Raw genomic sequence first — 19,239 nt, 5'->3', positions numbered from 1 at the left:
CGTCCGAGTTCTTGAATTCGATCGCCCCCTTCGAAACAGAGGGCACAGGGAAGGCCGGGCGTCGGCTGACGCCCGTGGCCCGCCTGCGAGAAAAAATGCAGGCGGCAGGTACCACAGGTGCAGCCGGACACGCCCGGCCTTCCCTGCGCGACGGTTTTAACGGCTGCTTCGCGCTCTCTCCGGTCTACAAAAAAGACAGTTGCTCCCTGGTGCGCCGGGCTTGTTGGCCACCATGCCGCACAACGCGCTTCCGCACGTTGCGCGGGAGACACCAGCTTCGGGGTGTCAGGACCACGCGACTTGACCGGTCGTGTCTCGCCGTTCGTCCGCGCGAAGTTCATCACGCTGCGGCAATCCACGCCCATCGCATCCCACTGCCAACGTCTCGTGACGGTCGCGACACGCCCCTCATGCGGCAGCAGGACGAGCGAGAGCATCGGCCTGATTTGCCCGACAGGACAAGCCGCGCCGCCTGCGACATCGTAACGCGACGGGCAGTTTGCGCATGAGAGACATGCGCGGATGGCCCGTCGCGCAGCGCTGCGCGGGGGCGATGTGGGTGCACTTGCCTTGCCCCGACGCCAACCCAAAACTCCGCCGTCGTCCCTGCGAACGCAGGGACCCATACCGCGGATGCTATCGAGGAACATGGCTGTCAGTTATCTGTCTCATGGCCGCCGGTGGCTCTGAGTCCACGCTTGAGGCCGCGACGACGGCAGAGTTTCGGCGAGCCCACGCCCGTCTCGACACGCGCCGGGCCCAAAACTACGTCTGTCTCTTGTGTCAGTTGGTCTCGCCCACCGCGCCCAACTGATAGCTTCCGCGGTATGGGTCCCTGCGTTCGCAGGGACGACAGCGGCGGGCTTGGCCAGCGGATCTGCTCTTCACCGTCATTGCGAGGCGCCTTTGCGCCGAAGCAATCCAGAAATCTTTCTGCCGCCGCAGTCTGGATTGCCTCGCTACGCGCTGCGCGCGCAATGACGACTGGCGAGGATGACGGCGCTTGCGCGGCGAGTTCGCAGCGAGGCTGCATAGTCTCGCCATGATTGGGGCCCATCGAGTGCAGCTGGGGTTGTGGTGGATCACGGCCACATCCAAATGCCCTGCAGCGTACATAGTTGTCGCGTATCCGCGTTCATGGAGAGTTGGCATGCGCCTCGATCTCAGACCCGTCACAGCCGCCTGCGTGTTGTTGATCGCATCGACCGGCGCGGGCTTTGCCGCCGACGTCAAGATTCACCGCGTCTCGATCCAGGTCGATCAGAACGATCCGGCGATCATGAACCTCGCGCTCAACAACGCCAGCAACATCATGGAGACGTTCAAGGAGAAGGGCGAGGAGGTCGAGATCGAGCTCGTCACCTACGGCCCTGGGCTCAACATGCTGCGTGAGGACACTTCGCCGGTGAAGGACCGGCTGAAGCAGATTTCCGAGCTCAGCTTTCCCGCCAAGATCAGATTCTCCGCCTGCAACATCACCAAGCGCGGCATGGAGAAGCGCGAGGGGCATCCGATTCCGATCGTCTCCGAAGCGAGCCTGGTGCCGTCCGGCGCGGTCAGGCTGATGGAACTGCAGGAGAGCGGCTGGAGCTATCTGAAACCTTAGGTAGTTTCCGCCGCAAAACCGCCCGGTTTAAGTCGCACAACGATACGACCTTGGATTGAAGCGGTCACATCAGTCTGCTCACGGGGACACGAGGGCAGACGCGATCGGGGGACTATCGTCATGCGTCGAACGCTCGCGAGCCCAGCGCTGATGGCGCTGGCAACGATCTTTGCTGCCTTCTTCATTTTCGACACCACGGCGTGGGCGCAAGAGCAGCCCACAGCGCCACTCTCCCTAAAACCGGCGCGCGCACCCGAGCGACGCGCCGCCGAGCCTCGAGCCGCTGAAACTCGGGCCGCCGAAACCAGGGTGGTCGAGACCCGCGCGCCCGAGCCGCGCAGCGCCTCGGACGAGCTTGCCATCAAGGCGCGCATGAACCAGTGGACCGTCGGACTTGCCGCCGGCCTGCCCGATGGCGGCTTCGTGCGCTTCGCCAGCGAAATGGCACGGACGATGGATGACGGCGACAACATGCGCCTGATCCCGATGGTGACGCGCGGCACCACGTCGAACATCGCCGACCTGCTGTATCTGCGCGGCGTCGACGTGGCGATCACCTATGCCGATGCCTTCGACTTCTATGCCAAGCAGGCCGGCCTCTCCAACATCAACGACCGCATCCGCTACGTGCTGCGCTTCTTCATCTCCGACGTGCACATCTATGCGCGGGACGACATCAAGACGCTGCAGGATCTGAAGGGACAGAAGGTCGCGGTCGGCACCGCGGGCGTCGCCGCGGCGCATACGGGACCGCTGATCTTCCGGCGGCTCGGCATCGATATCGAGCCCGTCGCCGTCGGCGGGCCTGTCGCGCTGGAGAAGCTGCACAAGGGCGAGATCGCGGCGATGGTCTATGTCGCGTCCAAGCCCGGCGAGCTGTTCAGCGGCAAGAAGGCCGATCCGGGATTCCACTTCGTGCCGGTGCCGTACACGCAGCAGTTCGCCGACTTCTACTATCCGACCAGCATCAAGCCCGAGACCTATCCGGGCCTGGTGGCGCCCGACACCGCGGTGGAGACGATCGCGGTACCGTCGGTGCTCGCAGTCTACAACTGGAAGCCGGGCAGCGACCGCGCCGATCGCGTCAACCGCTTCGTCGACACGCTGTTCACCAACCTTGCCCGGCTGCAGCAGCCGCCGTTCCACCCCGGCTGGAAGGACCTCAATCTCGAGGCCCAGGTGCCGGGCTGGCAGCGCTACCCCTATGTCGAGACCGTGCTGGAGCGGATGAAGAAGGAAGCCGACATCGGCCTGCCGCCGGCCGCCACCGGCAGCCTGACCCAGCAGGAGCGCTTCGAGGCCTTTCTCGCCTCGCAAGCAAAGGCGCCGCCGTCGAAGGCAGAGAAGGAGGAGCTGTATCGCTCCTTCCTGGAATGGAGCCGGAAGCGGCAGAAGTGAGGGAGGTTGGAAAGGGCTGGGTACGGCGCTGCCGACTCATTCGTCGATGATAGTCGAGTGAGACGATCCGTCGCCACTCGCGCAGTCTGCTCCCTCTCCCCGTTCTTCACGGGGAGAGGGTTGGGGTGAGGGGCAAGCCGCATGGGCGGTGCATGTGCTTCTGCCACGTTGAGCCATCCTGCCCGTCCGATGGCCCCCTATGTGCCACGCCCCTCACCCGGATTGCTTACGCAATCCGACCTCTCCCCGCAAAGAGCGGGGAGAGGTTTGCACCGAGCGAGCTGCCGGACTCTTCGTCCAACAAACCTACGGATCAACTCAACAACAACGCCATCCCCGGATCACCCTTCGCCATCGCGCGCTGATAGGCCGGGCGGGCGCCGATGCGCGACAGATAAGCGCGGATGTTGGGATATGGCGCGAGATCGTAGGGTTGGAAGTAGCGCATCGTGGTCAGCGAGAACACCGTCATGATGTCAGCGGCGGTGAGCGCATTGCCGGCGAGATAGTCCGCTTCGCCGCAGCGCGCCTCGACGGCCGCAAAAGCACGGTCGAGCCGCGCCCGCATCGCGCCGAGCATGGCGTTGTCGTCCGGCAGATTGAGCCGGTTGAGGATCATCAGCCGGCCCATCGCCGCCTGCAAGGTGCCGTTGGCGAAATGAAACCAATAAAGATACGGCGCGAAGGCGGGATCATCGGGCCCGGGCCGCAGGCGGCCCTGGCCGTATTTGGCGATGATGTAGTCGACGACCGCACCGGATTCGGCGAGCACGAGCTCGCCGTCGGTGATGACGGGCGCCGCACCGATCGGATGCAGCGCCTTGTACTCCGCCGGCGCCAGGATGGTCCTGGCGTCGCGCGTGTAGCATTTCAACTCATAGGGGATCTCCAGCTCCTCGCAGAGCCAGACGATGCGTTCGGACTGAGATTTTCCGAGATGATGAACAATGAGCATGCGCTACCTTACCATCGCGCCATAGACGATGTCCTGCACCTGCTCGCGATAATATTTGCGCAGCTCGCCGGGCGCCGCCGTGCCGACCACCACCACGAGGCGCTCCTTAGGATCGCAGAAGAACTGCGTGCCGAAGGCGCCGTTCCAGCTGAATTCGCCTGGATTGCCCGGCACCGCCGACAGGCCCTCGCTCACGCGCACGGCAACACCGAGGCCGAAACCGAAGCCGGCGCGATGCGGCTCGACATTGGCGACGGTGTTCTTGATCTCGGGCCCGAGATGGTTCGAGGTCATGTGATGCACCGTCTTCGGGCTGAGGATACGCGCGCCGTCGAGCTCGCCGCCATTGAGCAGCATCTGGCCGAAACGGATGTAGTCGCCGACGCTGGCGAACGAGCAGGCGCCGCCGCAGTCGGACTTGGTCGGTGTGTCCAGCAGCCTGATCGCCTGCGGCTTGCCGGTGAGCGGATCGTTCGGGAACGGCCGCGCCAGCCGCGGCCGCTGCGCGTCTGACGGCGCGAAGGTCGCGTCCTGCATGCCGAGCGGCTTCCAGACATTGTTGGCGAGATAGTCACCGAGCCGTTGCTCGCTGACTTTCTCGACGACGGCGCCGAGCACGTCGATGGAGTAGCCGTATTCGAACTGCGTGCCCGGCTGATGCGCCAGCGGCAGCTTGGTGAGGCGCTCGATGAGAGCCTGCGTGTCGCCCTCGATCGCCGGCGAAATGCCGTCGGGATAGAGCCGTGCCACCGGGCTCGCGCTGTCGGGCCGGCCGCCATACATCAGGCCGGAGGTGTGGCGATAGAGATCGTGGATCAGGATCGGCCTCGCCTGCGGCACCGAGAGCAGCGCGCCGTTCTCCTGCACCACGCCGACCTTCATGTCGGCAAACGCCGGATAGTAGTCGGCGAGCTTGGACTGCAGCGGCAGCCGTCCCTGCTCCATCAAGGTGAGCGCGCCGACCGCCGCCATCGGCTTGGTCATCGAGGCCAGCGCGAAGATCGCATCCAGCGGCATCGCCGTGCCCTTGACCGGATCGAGCTGGCCATAGGCCTTGTAGTGCACCAGCTTGCCGTCGCGCGCGATCGCCACGACGGCGCCGGGCACGCGCTTGGCCGCGATCTCGCGGGCGAAGAAGTCGTCCATGCGCGCAAGGCCAGCCTGCGAGAAGCCCACCTCGTCGGGCTTGGCCTCGGGCAACGGCGCGGCGGAAAGCTGCGTGGCGAGCGTGGTGAACGCAAAGGCTGCGGCCGCCGTGATCAGCGTCTTCATGAAACCTCCCTGATGCGCGGACGATCCCGCTTATGAGTGCGAGAGTCGACAGATCCGCCGCTGCAAGCAGTAGGACAGCACGCGGCGAACGACAAGCGCTCGCAACACGATCGCATCGCGGCGATGTGATCGTGTTCGCTGCCGCACAACGGAGGAGTGGACAGACGAATCCAAGGGACGGGTGAGACCACGGTTGCGCGAGGACCGCATGCTGAGGACGATCGGACTCATCCTTCACGCGTTATGGGCTGTCTGCGCGATGGCAGCCGGCGCATTCGCAGGAGTGGCCATCGGCCTCCAATCGAGTGGCTGGATCGGCGCCGTCGTGCTCGGCCTCGTCGGCCTGGTCGTCGGCGCGCTGGCAGCAGCATTCCCGTTGGAAACCATCGCACTGATCCTCGAGGGTCTTTGATCGCGTTTCGGAACCGTTGCCGCTGCGACCAGTTGGCTCACTCTCGTCGTGTCGGACCGCAGCCCCATGAATTCAGCCGAACTGGCCAACCACTATCGCGCCTACATCGTCTGCCTGAATGCGCAGGCCTGGCCGGCGCTCGGGGATTTCGTGCACGAGCACGTCGTCCATAACGGCCGGCAGCTTGGACTGACCGGCTATCGCGACATGCTGATCGGCGACTTCGCCGCCATTCCCGATCTTCGCTTCAATATTGGTTTGCTGGTGGCGGACCCGCCGCGTGTCGCGTGCCGGCTGGACTTCGACTGCACGCCGTCAGGCGAATTTCTCGGCCTTCCGATCAACGGCCGGCGCATCGCCTTTGCCGAGAACGTGTTCTACGAATTCCGCGACGGCAGGATCGCGCAGGTGTGGTCGGTGATCGACAAGGCGGCGATCGAGGCGCAGCTGTGAGTGAGGCCTCACAGGCCATTCACAAGTATGTCGTCGACCGAGCCATCGCCAAGCCCACCGGTGTCGTCCCTGCGAACGCAGGGACCCATAACCACTGGCCTTGTTGAGGCAGGCAACTGGCAGCCACGTCCCTCGATAGCATCCGCGGTATGGGTCCCTGCGTTCGCAGGGACGACACCGATAGTGTTGCGCGAGTCGGGCAGACCGGCAGTCCGTGCCCCGCACGTGCGGCTACGAGGTACACGACCTACCCGATCGCCACTCCACCACCAATGGTGCGGTTCAGCACCTGCGTGGTACGCTCGATGCGTTCGGCGGCGGCGTTGAGGGCCTTGGCCACGGCGACTTGCGTGGCGCGGGCGCGGTCGACGGATTGGCTGCGCACGTTGCGCAGGCTGTCGAGCTCCTGCTCCAGCATCTGCACGCGCTGGTTGGCGTCGATCAGTTCGTCGCAGACGGTGAGCGCAGCCATCACGGTGAGCCTCGCATCGCCGATCTCACCGAACTTGCCGCGCAGATTGGTGATGCGCGTCTCCAGGCTCTCGGCGAGCTTGAGCAGCCGCAGTTCCTGGCCCTCCTCGCAGGCCATGCGATATTGGCGGCCGTTGATGGTGACGTTGATGTGGCTCATTCATCATCCTCGTCGTCATGTGCGCCGTCTTGGCCGGCGCCATTGAGCACTGCGCGGATGGTGCCGATTGCGGTGTCGAGCCGCTCGGCGATCTCGCGGTTGGTGCGCTCCAGCCGGCGTGTCTTCATCAGCGAGCCGTCGAGCTCGTCGGCAAGACGCGAGCGGTCGGCGCCGAGCGCCTGGATTCGCGTCGCCAGCTCGTCCTCGTCGCGATCGGCCTCGCGCCGCCGCTCGACCGCGCTCTCCAGCGCGTCGAGCGCGGTCATCAGGCGCCGCGTCGCCGCCTCCAGATCGGCAGCGCCGGGTTCCACCTGGCCGGCAAGATTGGCAGGGTGATCGTTCATGACGCGGATGCGAGGCCCTTATACCGCCTGGGGATAGCGATAAAAGGCGCTGTCCGGCAAGCGTTTACGGGCAGAATCTTACGTGCTGGGCGAGCCGAGTGCAACGCTCGGCGGAAACTATGCACTACTAAGCAACTTTTGGGACGCAAACGACGTTGCATTGCCTTTGATTCCCGGAACTGAGGTGCTAATCAGCCCGCAAAATCCCGGCCCGCCAGCGATACCGGCGGCTCCCCTGTCATCAGCATTTCACGTTTGGACGGATTCCAGCATGACGCAGGTCGATCACTCCCGCATGGCCAACGCCATCCGCGCGCTCGCAATGGACGCCGTCGAGAAGGCGAAATCCGGCCATCCCGGCCTGCCGATGGGCGCGGCCGACGTCGCCACCGTGCTGTTCACCCGCGTGCTGAAATACGATGCCGCGGCGCCCGCCTGGCCGGACCGCGACCGCTTCGTGCTGTCGGCCGGCCACGGCTCGATGTTGCTGTATGCGCTGCTGTATCTGACCGGCAACGAGGAGATGACGCTCGACCAGATCAAGCGCTTCCGCCAGGTCGATTCGCTGACCCCCGGCCATCCGGAGAATTTCCGCACCAAGGGCATCGAGACCACCACCGGCCCGCTCGGCCAGGGCATCTCCACCGCGGTCGGCATGGCGCTGGCCGAGAAGATGTTGCAGGCGGAGTACGGCAAGAAGATCGTCGACCATCACACCTATGTGCTGGCCTCCGACGGCGACCTGATGGAGGGCATCTCCCAGGAAGCGATCGCGATGGCCGGTCACTGGAAGCTCAACAAGCTGATCGTCCTATGGGATGACAACGGCATCTCGATCGACGGCCCGCTGTCGATCGCCGATTCGGTCGACCAGGTGAAGCGCTTCAAATCGGCCGGCTGGGCCGCCGAGCTGATCGACGGCCATGATCCCGAAGCGATCGCAGCAGCCATCGCGCGGGCGCAGAAGTCCTCGCGTCCGAGCCTGATCGCCTGCAAGACCACCATCGGCTATGGCGCACCGACCAAGGCCGGCACCTCCAAGGTGCATGGCGAGGCGCTCGGCGCCGAGGAGCTCAAGGGCGCCAAGGAGAAGCTCGGCATCTCCTTGGAGCCGTTCTCTGTGCCCGACGACGTGCTCGCCGCCTGGCGCGAGGCCGGCCGCCGCGGCGCCGCGGCCCGCACCGAATGGGAGACCCGGCTCGGCGAGATGGGCCCGCGCAAGCGTTCAGAGTTCGAACGCCGGCTGCGCCACGAGCGTCCCGCCGCACTGTCGAAGGCGCTGAAGGACCACAAGAAGGCGCTGCTGGAAACCCCGCTCAACGTCGCCACCCGCAAATCGTCGGAGGCCGCGATCGAGGCCATCGCCGCGGCGATGCCGTTCGAGTTCGTCGCGGGCTCCGCCGACCTCACCGGCTCCAACAACAACAAGGCGAAGTCGGCCACCTCGTTCTCGGCCAAGACGCCGAAGGGCCGCTTCATCCATTACGGCATCCGCGAGCACGGCATGGCCGCGGCCATGAACGGCATCTTCCTGCATGGCGGCTTCGCGCCGAACGGCGCCACCTTCCTGGTGTTCTCCGACTACGCCCGCGGCGCGATGCGCCTGTCGGCGCTGATGGGCGCCGGCGTCGTCTACGTGCTGACCCACGACTCGATCGGCCTCGGCGAGGACGGCCCGACCCACCAGCCGGTCGAGCATCTCGCCGCGCTGCGCGTCATCCCGAACATGCGCGTGTTCCGCCCGTGCGATTCGATCGAGACGGCGGAGTGCTGGGAGCTCGCGCTCAACCGCACCAACGGTCCGACCGTGCTGGCGCTGACGCGGCAGAACCTGCCGCAGCTGCGCACGTCGACCCCATCGGACAATCCTTGCAGCCATGGCGGCTATGAGCTGGTCCCAGCGCAAGGCGAGGCCAAGGTGTCGCTGTTCGCCACCGGCTCCGAGGTCGAGATCGCGGTCGCGGCGCAGAAGCAGCTCGCCGAGCGCGGCATCCCGGCGCGGGTCGTCTCGGTGCCGTCGCTCGAGCTGCTGCTCGAGCAGCCGGCCGACGCCAAGGCGAAGATCATCGGCAACGCGCCGGTCAAGATCGCGATCGAGGCCGCCGTGCGCTGGGGCTGGGACGCCGTGATCGGGACCGACGGCATCTTCGTCGGCATGCATTCGTTCGGCGAGAGCGGCCCGGCCAAGGAGCTCTACAAGCACTTCGGCATCACCGCCGAGGCGGCGGTGGATGCCGCGGTCAAGCGGCTGGGCTGAGCGTTCTGCCTCAAGCGGCTGCATCGTCAGCCTCAGATCTCGAACCTCATGGTGAGGAGGCGCGCAGCGCCGTCTCGAACCATGAGGCCAGAGTTCGGGCCTCGCCCTTCGAGACGCCCGCCTGCGGCGGGCTCCTCAGGGTGAGGAGCGGCATTGACTAGGACGCGGCGAGAAGTGGACAATACGAGAACGAGCGCGGATTGACGCGCTCGTTCATCGGACCTTTCGGAAGCTCCCGCACAGCCCATGCCCTCAGCCCCTAACGCCAAGACCGATACGGCCGATCGCGCGCTGGCGGTGCTGCATTCGGTGTTCGGGCTGCCGGGGTTTCGCGGCGCGCAGGAGAAGGTGGTCCGGCATGTCGCCGCGGGCGGCAATTGCCTGGTGCTGATGCCGACCGGCGGCGGCAAGTCGCTGTGCTACCAGCTGCCGGCGCTGCTGCGCAAAGGCTGCGGCATCGTGGTGTCGCCGCTGATCGCCTTGATGCGCGACCAGGTCGCGGGCCTGATCGAGGCGGGCGTCAACGCCGCCGTGCTGAACTCCACGCTGTCGCGCGAGGAGGCCGATGAGGTCGAACGGCGGCTGATCGTCGGTGATCTCGATCTGCTCTATGTCGCCCCCGAACGGCTGGTGACGCCGCGCTGCCTGTCGCTGCTGGAGCGCGCGGAGATCGCATTGTTCGCGATCGACGAGGCGCATTGCGTATCGCAATGGGGGCACGACTTCCGCCCGGAATATATCGGCCTGTCGATCATCGCCGAGCGCTTCCCCGACGTGCCGCGGATCGCACTGACGGCGACCGCCGACGAGCTGACGCGCAAGGAGATCGCCGAGCGGCTCAGCCTGACCGACGCGCCGCAATTCGTCGCGAGCTTCGACCGTCCCAACATCCGCTATGAGATCGTCGACAAGAACAACGGGCCGGCGCAGCTGAAGGCCTTCATCAAGGAGCGCCATCCGGGCGACGCCGGCGTCGTCTATTGCCTGTCGCGCGCCAAGGTCGAGGACACCGCGGCGGCGCTGACCGAGGCCGGCATCACCGCCATCCCCTATCATGCCGGGCTCGATCCGGCCGTGCGCTCGCGCAATCAGGACCGCTTCATCAACGAGGACGGCGTCGTCGTCGTCGCCACCGTCGCCTTCGGCATGGGCATCGACAAGCCTGACGTCCGCTTCGTCGCGCATCTCGATCTGCCGAAGAGCATAGAGGCCTACTACCAGGAGACGGGCCGCGCCGGCCGCGACGGCAAGGCCTCGACCGCGTGGATGGCCTATGGCCTGTCCGACATCGTGCAGCAGCGCCGCATGATCGACGAGTCCACCGGTGCCGACGCGTTCAAGCGGATGTCGATCCGCAAGCTCGACGCGCTGGTCGCGCTCGCCGAGACCGCCGGCTGCCGGCGCAAGTTGCTGCTCAGCTATTTCGGTGAGAGCCCGGCGGGTGAGAACTGCGGCAATTGTGACAACTGCGTGTCGCCGCCGAAGATGCGCGACGGCAAGGTGATCGCGCAAAAGCTATTGTCCTGCGCCTATCGCACCGGGCAACGCTTCGGCGCGATGCACCTGATCGACGTGCTGGTCGGACGCGCCACCGAGCGCGTCAAGCAGTTCGGACATGATCAATTGTCAGTGTTCGGCATCGGTCGCGAGATGAATGAGAAGCAGTGGCGCGCGGCGCTGCGCCAGCTGGTGGCGATGGGGTATCTCGCGCCCGACACCGAGGCCTATGGCGCGCTGAAGCTGACGGAGAGCTCGCGCGGCGTGCTGAAGGGCGACGTCCCCGTCATGCTGCGCGAGGAGACGGCGAGCACCCGCGCCATCCGCAGCAAATCGCGGCGGGGCGAATTGGTGCAGCGGCCGGCCGCGGCGGCCGATGCTCCGCTGCTCGCAAGCCTGCGGGCCTGGCGCTCGGAGATCGCGCGCAAGCGTGGTGTACCAGCCTATGTGGTGCTGCACGACGCCACCATCGACGGCATCGCCAGCGCCCGTCCGACCACGCTCGGCCAGCTGCGCGATATACCAGGGATCGGCGACAAGAAGCTCGAGCACTACGGCGACGAGCTGCTGGCGCTGATCAATGCTGCGCGCTCGGCAGGAGCAGGATCGCCGCCAGACAGTTGAGGTTTCCGCGAAAAAGGTCTACCAAAAGGCCCTTATCGTCCGCTCCCGCCCGGCAGAACCGGTCGGCATTAGTTCCAAAACCCTCGTGGCGCCCCTGTTGGGAGGACGCAGACGGGGACGAGAAACGTCATTGAAGGAGACGAAAATGGCAGTCCGGGTCGGGATCAACGGGTTTGGCCGCATCGGCCGCAACGTTCTGCGCGCCATCGCGGAATCGGGCCGCAAGGACATCGTGGTGGTGGGCATCAACGATCTCGGCCCGGTCGAGACCAATGCCCATCTGCTGCGCTTCGACAGCGTGCACGGCCGCTTTCCCCACACCGTGACCGTCGACGGCGACAGCATCGATATCGGCCAGGGCAAGATCAAGGTCACCGCCGAGCGCGACCCGTCGAAGCTTCCCTGGAAGGATCTCGGCGTCGACATCGCGCTCGAATGCACCGGCATCTTCACCTCCAAGGACAAGGCCTCCGCGCACCTGACCGCCGGCGCCAAGCGCGTGCTGGTCTCGGCGCCTGCCGACGGCGCCGACGCCACCATCGTGTACGGCGTCAACCACGCGACGCTGACCAAGGATCACCTCGTCGTCTCCAACGGCTCCTGCACCACCAACTGCCTGGCCCCGGTCGCCAAGGTGCTGAACGACACGGTCGGCATCGAGACCGGCTTCATGACCACGATCCACGCCTACACCGGCGACCAGCCGACGCTCGATACCATGCACAAGGATCTCTACCGCGGCCGTGCGGCGGCGATGTCGATGATCCCGACCTCGACCGGTGCGGCCAAGGCGATCGGCCTGGTGCTGCCGGAGCTGAAGGGCAAGCTCGACGGCGTCGCGATCCGCGTGCCGACGCCGAACGTCTCGGTGGTCGATCTCAAGATCGTCGCCAAGCGCAACACCGAGCCGAAAGAGATCAACGAGGCGATCAAGCGCGCTGCCGAGCAGGAGCTCAAGGGCGTGCTCGGCTACACCAACGCGCCGAACGTCTCGATCGACTTCAACCACGACCCGCACTCCTCGACGTTCCACATGGACCAGACCAAGGTCATGAACGGCAACCTCGTGCGCGTGATGTCCTGGTATGACAACGAGTGGGGCTTCTCCAACCGCATGGCCGACACCGCCGTCGCGATGGGCAAGCTGCTGTAACTCTCTCAGTCATTCCGGGGCGCCTCGCAGAGGCGAACCCGGAATCTCGAGATTCCGGGTTCGGTCCTTCGGACCGCCCCGGAATGACGGCTGAGCAAAACATCATGACCCTTCCTCACTGGCTTGGAATTCCCGGCGTGATCCTGCTGATCGGCTTGATCGCGTACGGCATGCGCCAGGGCGGCAAAATCACATCTCGGCAGGATTCGACACCGGAGCCACCACCTGGCGCTGGCTCCTCATGACCTCCGCCAACAAGCGAGCATGACATGACACAATTCCGTACCCTCGATGACGTCGATCCCAAGGGCAAACGCGTGCTGCTGCGCGTCGATCTCAACGTGCCCATGGAGAACGGCCACGTGACAGATGCAACGCGCCTGGAGCGCGTTGCGCCGACCATCAATGAGCTCGCGAGCAAGGGCGGCAAGGTCATCCTGCTCGCCCATTTCGGTCGGCCGAAGGGCCGCGACGCCAAGGACTCGCTGAAGCCGGTTGCTTCTGCATTGTCGCAGGTGATCAAGCGCCCGGTCGCCTTCGCCGAGGATTGCATCGGCGAGCCCGCGGCGAAGGCAATCGCCGCGATGAAGGACGGCGACGTGCTGTGCCTGGAGAACACGCGCTTCCACAAGGAGGAAGAGAAGAACGATCCGGCGTTCGTCGCCGAGCTCGCCAAGCTCGGCGACATCTGGGTCAACGACGCGTTCTCCGCCGCGCACCGCGCCCATGCCTCGACCGAGGGCCTCGGCCACAAGCTGCCGGCCTATGCCGGCCGCACCATGCAGGCCGAGCTCGACGCGCTCGACAAGGCGCTGGGACGTCCCGCCAAGCCGGTGATCGCGATCGTCGGCGGCGCGAAAGTCTCGACCAAGATCGACCTGTTGGAAAACCTCGTGACCAAGGTCGACGCTCTGGTGATCGGCGGCGGCATGGCCAACACCTTCCTGCATGCGCAGGGCGTGCAGATCGGCAAGTCGCTCGCCGAGAAGGATCTCGCCGCGACCGCGCTGCGGATCATGGAGAAAGCTGAAGCGTCGAACTGCGCGATCATCCTGCCCGTGGATGCCACCGTGTCGTTCCACTTCGCAGCCAACTCGCCGTCATTCGCCTATGGCCTCGACGCGATTCCGCCTGACAGCATGATCCTCGACGTCGGCCCGCAATCGACCGCGCGCATTCATGCCGCGATCGACGACGCGGCGACCCTGGTCTGGAATGGCCCGGTCGGCGCCTTCGAGCTGACGCCGTTCGACCGCGGCACCATGGTCGCCGCCAAGCACGCGGCGGAGCGCACCAAGGCCAAGAAGCTGGTCTCGGTGGCGGGCGGCGGCGATACGGTGGCGGCGCTGAATCAGGCCGGCGTGGCCGGCGATTTCAGCTACGTCTCGACCGCCGGCGGCGCCTTCCTGGAATGGATGGAAGGCAAGCCGCTGCCGGGCGTCGAGGTGCTGAAAGCCTGATGCTTTAACGATTGTCAGCCATGGATGTTTCTGTTATGTTCCATCCATGGCTGATCTCCCGACAGACGCCGTCCATTCGATCCTGATCAAGATCCAGGAGAGCATTGCTGCACTCCGGATGGAGGTCGGGCAGTTCAGGCAGGACAACCGAGCCGAGCACGAGCGGATGGAAGCCTTGATCCGCAAGCAGCGCCGAGATTCCGCTGGCATGCTGGTCATGATGCGTGCGGCTGCCGGCGACTTCGACGAGCGGGTCAGCGCGGTTGAGGAGCGCATGGCGGCTCTCGAAGCCAGGAAGACTTAAGCTGAAGACCTGACCTGGCGCTTTCGAGGCTGTGAGCCAATGGCGCTCGCTCGGGCTGCTGACCTAAACATCGCCTGACTGCTCCCTCCACTTATCTGCGTCGCCGCCACCCTTGGATTCCGCCGATCACCGCGTTATGCACGGTGCAGCCGTTTCGACGCGTGCGCCAGCTGCCGCACGGTCCAATTCTTGATCAGGGAGTTCCAGCCATGGCCCGCATTACCTTGCGTCAATTGCTCGATCACGCGGCGGAGCACGACTACGGCGTCCCGGCGTTCAACATCAACAACATGGAGCAGGCGCTGGCGATCATGACGGCGGCAAGCTCTGCCGACGCTCCGGTCATCATCCAGGCTTCGCGCGGCGCCCGCGCCTACGCCAACGACGTCATGCTCAAGCACATGATGGACGCGCTGACCGAGATCTATCCGCAGATCCCGATCTGCGTGCATCTCGACCACGGCAACGGCGCCGACACCTGCATGACCGCGATCCAGTCCGGCTTCACCTCGGTGATGATGGACGGCTCGCTCAAGGCCGACGGCAAGACGCCGGCCGACTGGGACTACAATGTCGGCGTCACCAAGACGGTCGCCACCATGGCGCATCTCGGCGGCATCTCGGTCGAGGGCGAGCTCGGCGTGCTCGGCTCGCTCGAGACCGGCATGGGCGACAAGGAGGACGGCCACGGCGCCGAGGGCAAGCTGTCGCACGACCAGCTGCTGACCAATCCCGACGAGGCCGTGAAGTTCGTCCAGGAGACCAAGGTCGACGCGCTGGCGATCGCGATGGGCACCTCGCACGGCGCCTACAAGTTCACCCGCAAGCCGGACGGCGACATCCTCGCGATGAACGTCATCGAGGAGATCCATCGCAAGCTGCCGAACACGCATCTCGTGATGCACGGTTCGTCCTCGGTGCCGCAGGACCTGCAGGAGATCATCAATTCGTTCGGCGGCAAGATGAAGCCGACCTGGGGCGTGCCGGTCGCCGAGATCCAGCGCGGCATCAAGCACGGCGTGCGCAAGATCAACATCGACACCGACAACCGCATGGCGATGACCGGCCAGATCCGCAAGGTCCTGTCGCAGCATCCGGAAGAGTTCGATCCGCGCAAATATCTGAAGCCGGCGATGGAAGCGATGACCAAGCTCTGCAAGCAGCGCTTCGAGGAATTCAACACCGCAGGCCAGGCCGGCAAGATCAAGCGCGTGCTGACCACCGCCGAAATGGCCAAGCGCTACGCCAGCGGCGAGCTCGATCCGAAGGTGGCGTGAGCGACCAGCTCAGGTTCGGTATTGCTCAACCTCGTAGCCGGCCGCGACGGCGGTGAGCTCCCCTCCCCCTTGCGGGGAGGGGTCGGGGGTGGGGGTCTCCGAGTCGGACTGTTGATGATGAGTATGCTTCCGCCTGTATGCGATATTGCTCTGACGACCAGTTGAGGTGTGTACGAGTTCTCTTGCGCACACCGTCAACGAGGCGGCGGACGAGCCCGGGCGCAGATCATTGAGTTCAGCGCCCGTGGCCCCCACCCCCACCCCCAACCCCTCCCCGCAAGGGGGAGGGGAGCCGACTGCCGCGGACGTGAGAGATCGTTCAGCCAACGACAATGAACTCCCCGTTCACCTCTGTGAGAGCCTGCCCCAGCCGCGGCCAATGTTTGCTCGGCAACCGCCCGAGAACGGTCTAGTTTGACGGGCAGGGCAGATGTCGTCTGGAGCAGATGATGGACATCTTCGCACTGAACCCCGTCGCCGCACCGACGCCGGCACCCGGCACGGCGATTCGTGCCCCCCGACCGGAGGCGTCCGGCGGGCTTGCGGATCACCGCACCAGGGTTTACCCGCAGAGCGCACGCCCCGCCTCCGGGCGCGCCGTGGCTCACTGCATCGACAATGACAGGATTCCCCGCTACCTGATGGCGCGGCGCGACAAGAAGGCGGCATAAATTGTCCGGCAAAACCACTCCCGCGCGGCCCGAGCCGCGCCTCTATCTGGCGACGCCGGTCGTGGCCGACGCGGCGGCGCTCGCCGCCAGCCTGCCCGCGATCCTCGCCAGCGCGGATGTCGCCGCGGTGCTGGTGCGGCTCAAGGACAGTGATCCGCGCAGCATGATCACGACCGTGAAGACGCTGGCGCCCGCGATCCAGGGCACCGGCGCCGCGCTGCTGATCGACGGCCATCCTGACATCGTCGCCCGCGCGGGTGCAGATGGCGCACATTTGACCGGCATCACCGCACTGGAAGAGGCGCTGCCGGGCCTGAAGCCGGACCGCATCGCCGGAGGCGGCGGGCTGTCGACACGACACGATTCGATGCGGGCGGGCGAGGTCGGCGCCGACTACGTGCTGTTCGGCGAGCGCGACGCGCAGGGCCGGCGGCCGTCGCCGGATGCCGTCAATGAGCGCCTGGCGTGGTGGGCCGAGCTGTTCGAGCCGCCCTGCGTCGGCTATGCGATCTCGTTGAAGGAGGCGGCCGACTTCGTCGCCGCGGGAGCGGATTTCGTGCTGGTGGACGATCTCGTCTGGAACGATGCACGCGGCCCGGCGGCCGCGCTGGCCGAGATCGGCGCGACGATCCGGCAGGCCCATGCGGCGGCCCCCGTCGCCATCGCCGGAAGCTGAACGGCCGACCATGACGATGCTGCGCCTGACATGCCTCGTTGCTGCGCTCCTGGTCATGGGAGCGGGTGCGCGCGCGCAGATCTCGTTGACACCGCCCGCCCTGCAGCCGCCGCCGGCGGAAAAGCCCAAGCCGGTCGAAAAGCCCGCCGAAAGGGCTGTCGAGAAACCGAAGCCGCCTGCGGCCGCGGCGAAAAAGCCGGCCCCCGCTCCCTCGGCCAAACCGGCCGCGCCCGCCCCCGCCCCGACGCAGCAGCCGGCGGCCAACGACCCCAATGTCGATCTGGTCTACGGCGCCTATCAGCGTGGCCAGTACAAGACCGCCTTCGACCTGGCGACGCCCCGCGCGCAGGCCGGCGACCCCAAGGCGATGGCCATGCTCGGGCAGCTCTATGAGAACGCCCAGGGCATCCGCCGCGACTATGAGAAGGCAGCGATCTGGTACAAGCGCGCCGCCGAGGCGGGCGACCGCGAGGCGATGTTTGCGCTCGCGATGATGCGGCTCGCGGGCCGCGGGGGCGCCGTCGACAAGGCGGAGGCGGTCAAGCTGCTCGCCTCTGCCGCCAAGCTTGGCGAACCCAAGGCGGCCTACAATCTCGCACTGCTCTATCTCGACGGTCAGACCTTCCCGCAGGACCTCAAGCGCTCGGCCGAGCTGCTGCGCCTGGCGGCGGATGCCGGCAATCCCGAGGCGCAATATGCGCTGGCCACCTTCTACAAGGAGGGAACCGGCGTGCCGAAGGACCTGGAGAAGGCCGCGCGCCTGCTGCAGGCCGCAGCCCTCGCCGACAATCTCGATGCCGAGGTGGAATACGCCATCGCGCTGTTCAACGGCACCGGGGTGCCGAAGGACCAGCCGGCCGCGATCGCGCTGCTGCGCCGTGCCGCCCGGCAGAACAGCCCGGTGGCCCAGAACCGGCTGGCCTGGGTGCTTTGGTACGGCATCTCCACGCCGCTGGATAAGATCGAGGCGTACAAGTGGCATCTGGTGGCCAAGACCGCCGGCAAGGGTGATCCCAAGCTGGAGGAGAAATTCGCCGACATGCCGCCCGAGGACCGCGCCAAGGGCGAAGCGGCCGCCAAGCGCTGGCTCGGCACGATCAAGTAACCTCGACAAGTCACCCGGACATGAGCCGGCGCCTGATCCGGCCTTGACGCGGCGGCCCCTTCAGGGCACCCACAGCCAGCCATTTTCAACCGCCTCTCCCGCTTCGGCCGAGGCGCGCACCGCAAGGTGCGGTCAGCGCAGCGCATCGAGCACATGATTCATTCCGCCCTCATCAATGTCATGGTCAAGGCCGCGCGCCGGGCCGGCCGCAACCTCAAGCGCGATCTCGGCGAGATCGAGCATCTCCAGGTCTCGCTCAAGGGCCCGGCGAACTTCGTCTCCCGTGCCGACAAGAAGGCCGAGGAGATGCTGTACGAGGACCTCTCCAAGGCCCGTCCCGGCTACGGCTTCCTCGGCGAGGAAGGCGGCAAGCGCGAAGGCAGCGACAAGTCGCACACCTGGATCGTCGATCCGCTCGACGGCACCACCAACTTCCTGCACGGCATCCCGCAATTCGCGATCTCGATCGCGCTGCAGCGCGAGGACACCGTGATCGCCGGCGTGATCTACAATCCGGCCAATGACGAGCTGTACATCGCCGAGCGCGGCAAGGGTGCGTTCCTCAACGACCAGCGGCTGCGCGTCGCCGCCCGCAAGCAGCTGCATGAATGCGTCATCGCCTGCGGCCTGCCGCATATCGGACGCGGCGACCACCAGCAGTTCCTGCGCGAGATGACCTCGCTGCAGGTCAAGGTCGCGGGCCTCCGCCGCTTCGGCGCCGCCTCGCTCGACCTCGCCTTCGTCGCCGCCGGCCGCTTCGACGCTTATTGGGAGCGCGACCTTCAGCCCTGGGACATCGCCGCCGGCATGATCATGGTGCGCGAGGCGGGAGGTACGGTGTCGGGCATCGACGGCAAGGAGGATGCGCTGGCGACCGGGCACGTGGTGTGCGGCAACGAGGTCATCCACCGCGAGTTGGTGAAGGTGCTGAAGGCGGCGGCGTAGGTCCTTCGATCTCGCTGGCGTTTGGACCCAGGCTATCGCCTCGCATTCGGTGTCATCATCCGCGAAAGCGGATGATCCAGTACGCCGTGACGATTGTGATGAACACTACGACCTGCGTTTACTGGATGCCCGCCTTCGCGGGCATGACGGCTGTGGGTAACGCTGCCACAGCGGCCGCCCCGAACACGGTGCCGTCCCG

At 66.1% G+C, this 19,239-nt stretch carries 19 protein-coding genes; 15 read left to right on the top strand and 4 right to left on the bottom strand.

What is annotated here, in order from left to right:
* The first annotated feature begins 1,150 nt into the window (after positions 1-1,150).
* Both NLR35_RS10265 and NLR35_RS10260 read left to right on the top strand, forming a co-directional pair.
* Positions 1,151-1,606, top strand: a complete 456-nt coding sequence (locus tag NLR35_RS10265) for a DsrE family protein (protein ID WP_257166440.1) — start codon at positions 1,151-1,153, stop codon at positions 1,604-1,606.
* Between the two features lie 120 nt (positions 1,607-1,726).
* A complete protein-coding gene (locus NLR35_RS10260) occupies positions 1,727-3,004 on the top strand; it encodes a TAXI family TRAP transporter solute-binding subunit (RefSeq protein ID WP_257166439.1) in 1,278 nt (425 codons plus the stop codon).
* A gap of 313 nt (positions 3,005-3,317) precedes the next feature.
* Here NLR35_RS10260 and NLR35_RS10255 read toward each other — a convergent pair whose 3' ends face one another.
* A complete protein-coding gene (locus NLR35_RS10255) occupies positions 3,318-3,959 on the bottom strand; it encodes a glutathione S-transferase family protein (protein WP_257166438.1) in 642 nt (213 codons plus the stop codon).
* A 3-nt stretch (positions 3,960-3,962) separates the two neighbouring features.
* The gene (locus tag NLR35_RS10250; protein WP_257166437.1) at positions 3,963-5,231 is read right to left on the bottom strand and encodes a serine hydrolase; all 1,269 of its coding nucleotides are present in this window, start codon (positions 5,229-5,231) and stop codon (positions 3,963-3,965) included.
* Positions 5,232-5,439: 208 nt separating this feature from the next.
* On the opposite strand from NLR35_RS10250, the gene NLR35_RS10245 reads away from it, so the two are divergent.
* The gene (locus tag NLR35_RS10245) at positions 5,440-5,643 is read left to right on the top strand and encodes a hypothetical protein (RefSeq protein ID WP_257166436.1); all 204 of its coding nucleotides are present in this window, start codon (positions 5,440-5,442) and stop codon (positions 5,641-5,643) included.
* A 66-nt stretch (positions 5,644-5,709) separates the two neighbouring features.
* The gene (locus tag NLR35_RS10240; protein WP_257166435.1) at positions 5,710-6,096 is read left to right on the top strand and encodes an ester cyclase; all 387 of its coding nucleotides are present in this window, start codon (positions 5,710-5,712) and stop codon (positions 6,094-6,096) included.
* A 247-nt stretch (positions 6,097-6,343) separates the two neighbouring features.
* Here the strand turns inward: NLR35_RS10240 and NLR35_RS10235 are convergent, their stop codons facing one another.
* Positions 6,344-6,727, bottom strand: coding sequence for a cell division protein ZapA (locus NLR35_RS10235; RefSeq protein ID WP_257166434.1), 384 nt, complete (start codon positions 6,725-6,727; stop codon positions 6,344-6,346).
* Complete coding sequence (locus NLR35_RS10230) at positions 6,724-7,071, bottom strand: DUF4164 domain-containing protein (protein ID WP_257166433.1); 348 nt, start codon at positions 7,069-7,071, stop codon at positions 6,724-6,726. Before NLR35_RS10230 ends, NLR35_RS10235 begins: the two co-directional genes overlap by 4 nt.
* A gap of 271 nt (positions 7,072-7,342) precedes the next feature.
* On the opposite strand from NLR35_RS10230, the gene tkt reads away from it, so the two are divergent.
* The 11 genes from tkt (at position 7,343) to NLR35_RS10175 (ending at position 19,040) form a co-directional block, all read left to right on the top strand.
* Positions 7,343-9,328, top strand: coding sequence for a transketolase (gene tkt, locus NLR35_RS10225; RefSeq protein ID WP_257166432.1), 1,986 nt, complete (start codon positions 7,343-7,345; stop codon positions 9,326-9,328).
* Positions 9,329-9,574: 246 nt separating this feature from the next.
* Positions 9,575-11,449, top strand: coding sequence for a DNA helicase RecQ (gene recQ / locus NLR35_RS10220; protein ID WP_257166431.1), 1,875 nt, complete (start codon positions 9,575-9,577; stop codon positions 11,447-11,449).
* 145 nt (positions 11,450-11,594) lie between these two features.
* Positions 11,595-12,602: a type I glyceraldehyde-3-phosphate dehydrogenase gene (gene gap, locus NLR35_RS10215; protein WP_257166430.1), complete on the top strand. Its 1,008-nt coding sequence runs from the start codon at positions 11,595-11,597 to the stop codon at positions 12,600-12,602.
* 83 nt (positions 12,603-12,685) lie between these two features.
* Positions 12,686-12,847, top strand: coding sequence for a hypothetical protein (locus NLR35_RS10210; protein ID WP_257166429.1), 162 nt, complete (start codon positions 12,686-12,688; stop codon positions 12,845-12,847).
* A gap of 24 nt (positions 12,848-12,871) precedes the next feature.
* A complete protein-coding gene (locus NLR35_RS10205) occupies positions 12,872-14,062 on the top strand; it encodes a phosphoglycerate kinase (RefSeq protein ID WP_257166428.1) in 1,191 nt (396 codons plus the stop codon).
* 46 nt (positions 14,063-14,108) lie between these two features.
* Positions 14,109-14,366: a hypothetical protein gene (locus NLR35_RS10200; protein WP_257166427.1), complete on the top strand. Its 258-nt coding sequence runs from the start codon at positions 14,109-14,111 to the stop codon at positions 14,364-14,366.
* A gap of 209 nt (positions 14,367-14,575) precedes the next feature.
* Positions 14,576-15,643 (top strand): class II fructose-bisphosphate aldolase, encoded by a 1,068-nt coding sequence (gene fba / locus NLR35_RS10195; protein WP_257166426.1) that lies wholly within the window; start codon positions 14,576-14,578, stop codon positions 15,641-15,643.
* A 449-nt stretch (positions 15,644-16,092) separates the two neighbouring features.
* Positions 16,093-16,314: a hypothetical protein gene (locus NLR35_RS10190; RefSeq protein WP_257166425.1), complete on the top strand. Its 222-nt coding sequence runs from the start codon at positions 16,093-16,095 to the stop codon at positions 16,312-16,314.
* Position 16,315: 1 nt separating this feature from the next.
* Complete coding sequence (locus tag NLR35_RS10185) at positions 16,316-16,990, top strand: thiamine phosphate synthase (RefSeq protein WP_257166424.1); 675 nt, start codon at positions 16,316-16,318, stop codon at positions 16,988-16,990.
* Positions 16,991-17,000: 10 nt separating this feature from the next.
* Positions 17,001-18,095: a tetratricopeptide repeat protein gene (locus NLR35_RS10180; RefSeq protein ID WP_257166423.1), complete on the top strand. Its 1,095-nt coding sequence runs from the start codon at positions 17,001-17,003 to the stop codon at positions 18,093-18,095.
* Positions 18,096-18,248: 153 nt separating this feature from the next.
* The gene (locus NLR35_RS10175; protein WP_257166422.1) at positions 18,249-19,040 is read left to right on the top strand and encodes an inositol monophosphatase family protein; all 792 of its coding nucleotides are present in this window, start codon (positions 18,249-18,251) and stop codon (positions 19,038-19,040) included.
* The last annotated feature ends 199 nt before the right edge of the window (positions 19,041-19,239 follow it).

It is taken from the genome of Bradyrhizobium sp. SRS-191, assembly GCF_024586915.1.
In the GTDB taxonomy this organism is placed as follows: Bacteria; Pseudomonadota; Alphaproteobacteria; order Rhizobiales; family Xanthobacteraceae; genus Bradyrhizobium.
The sequence above is the reverse complement of the archived record's forward strand: the minus strand, read 5'-3'. Positions and strand labels throughout refer to the sequence as shown.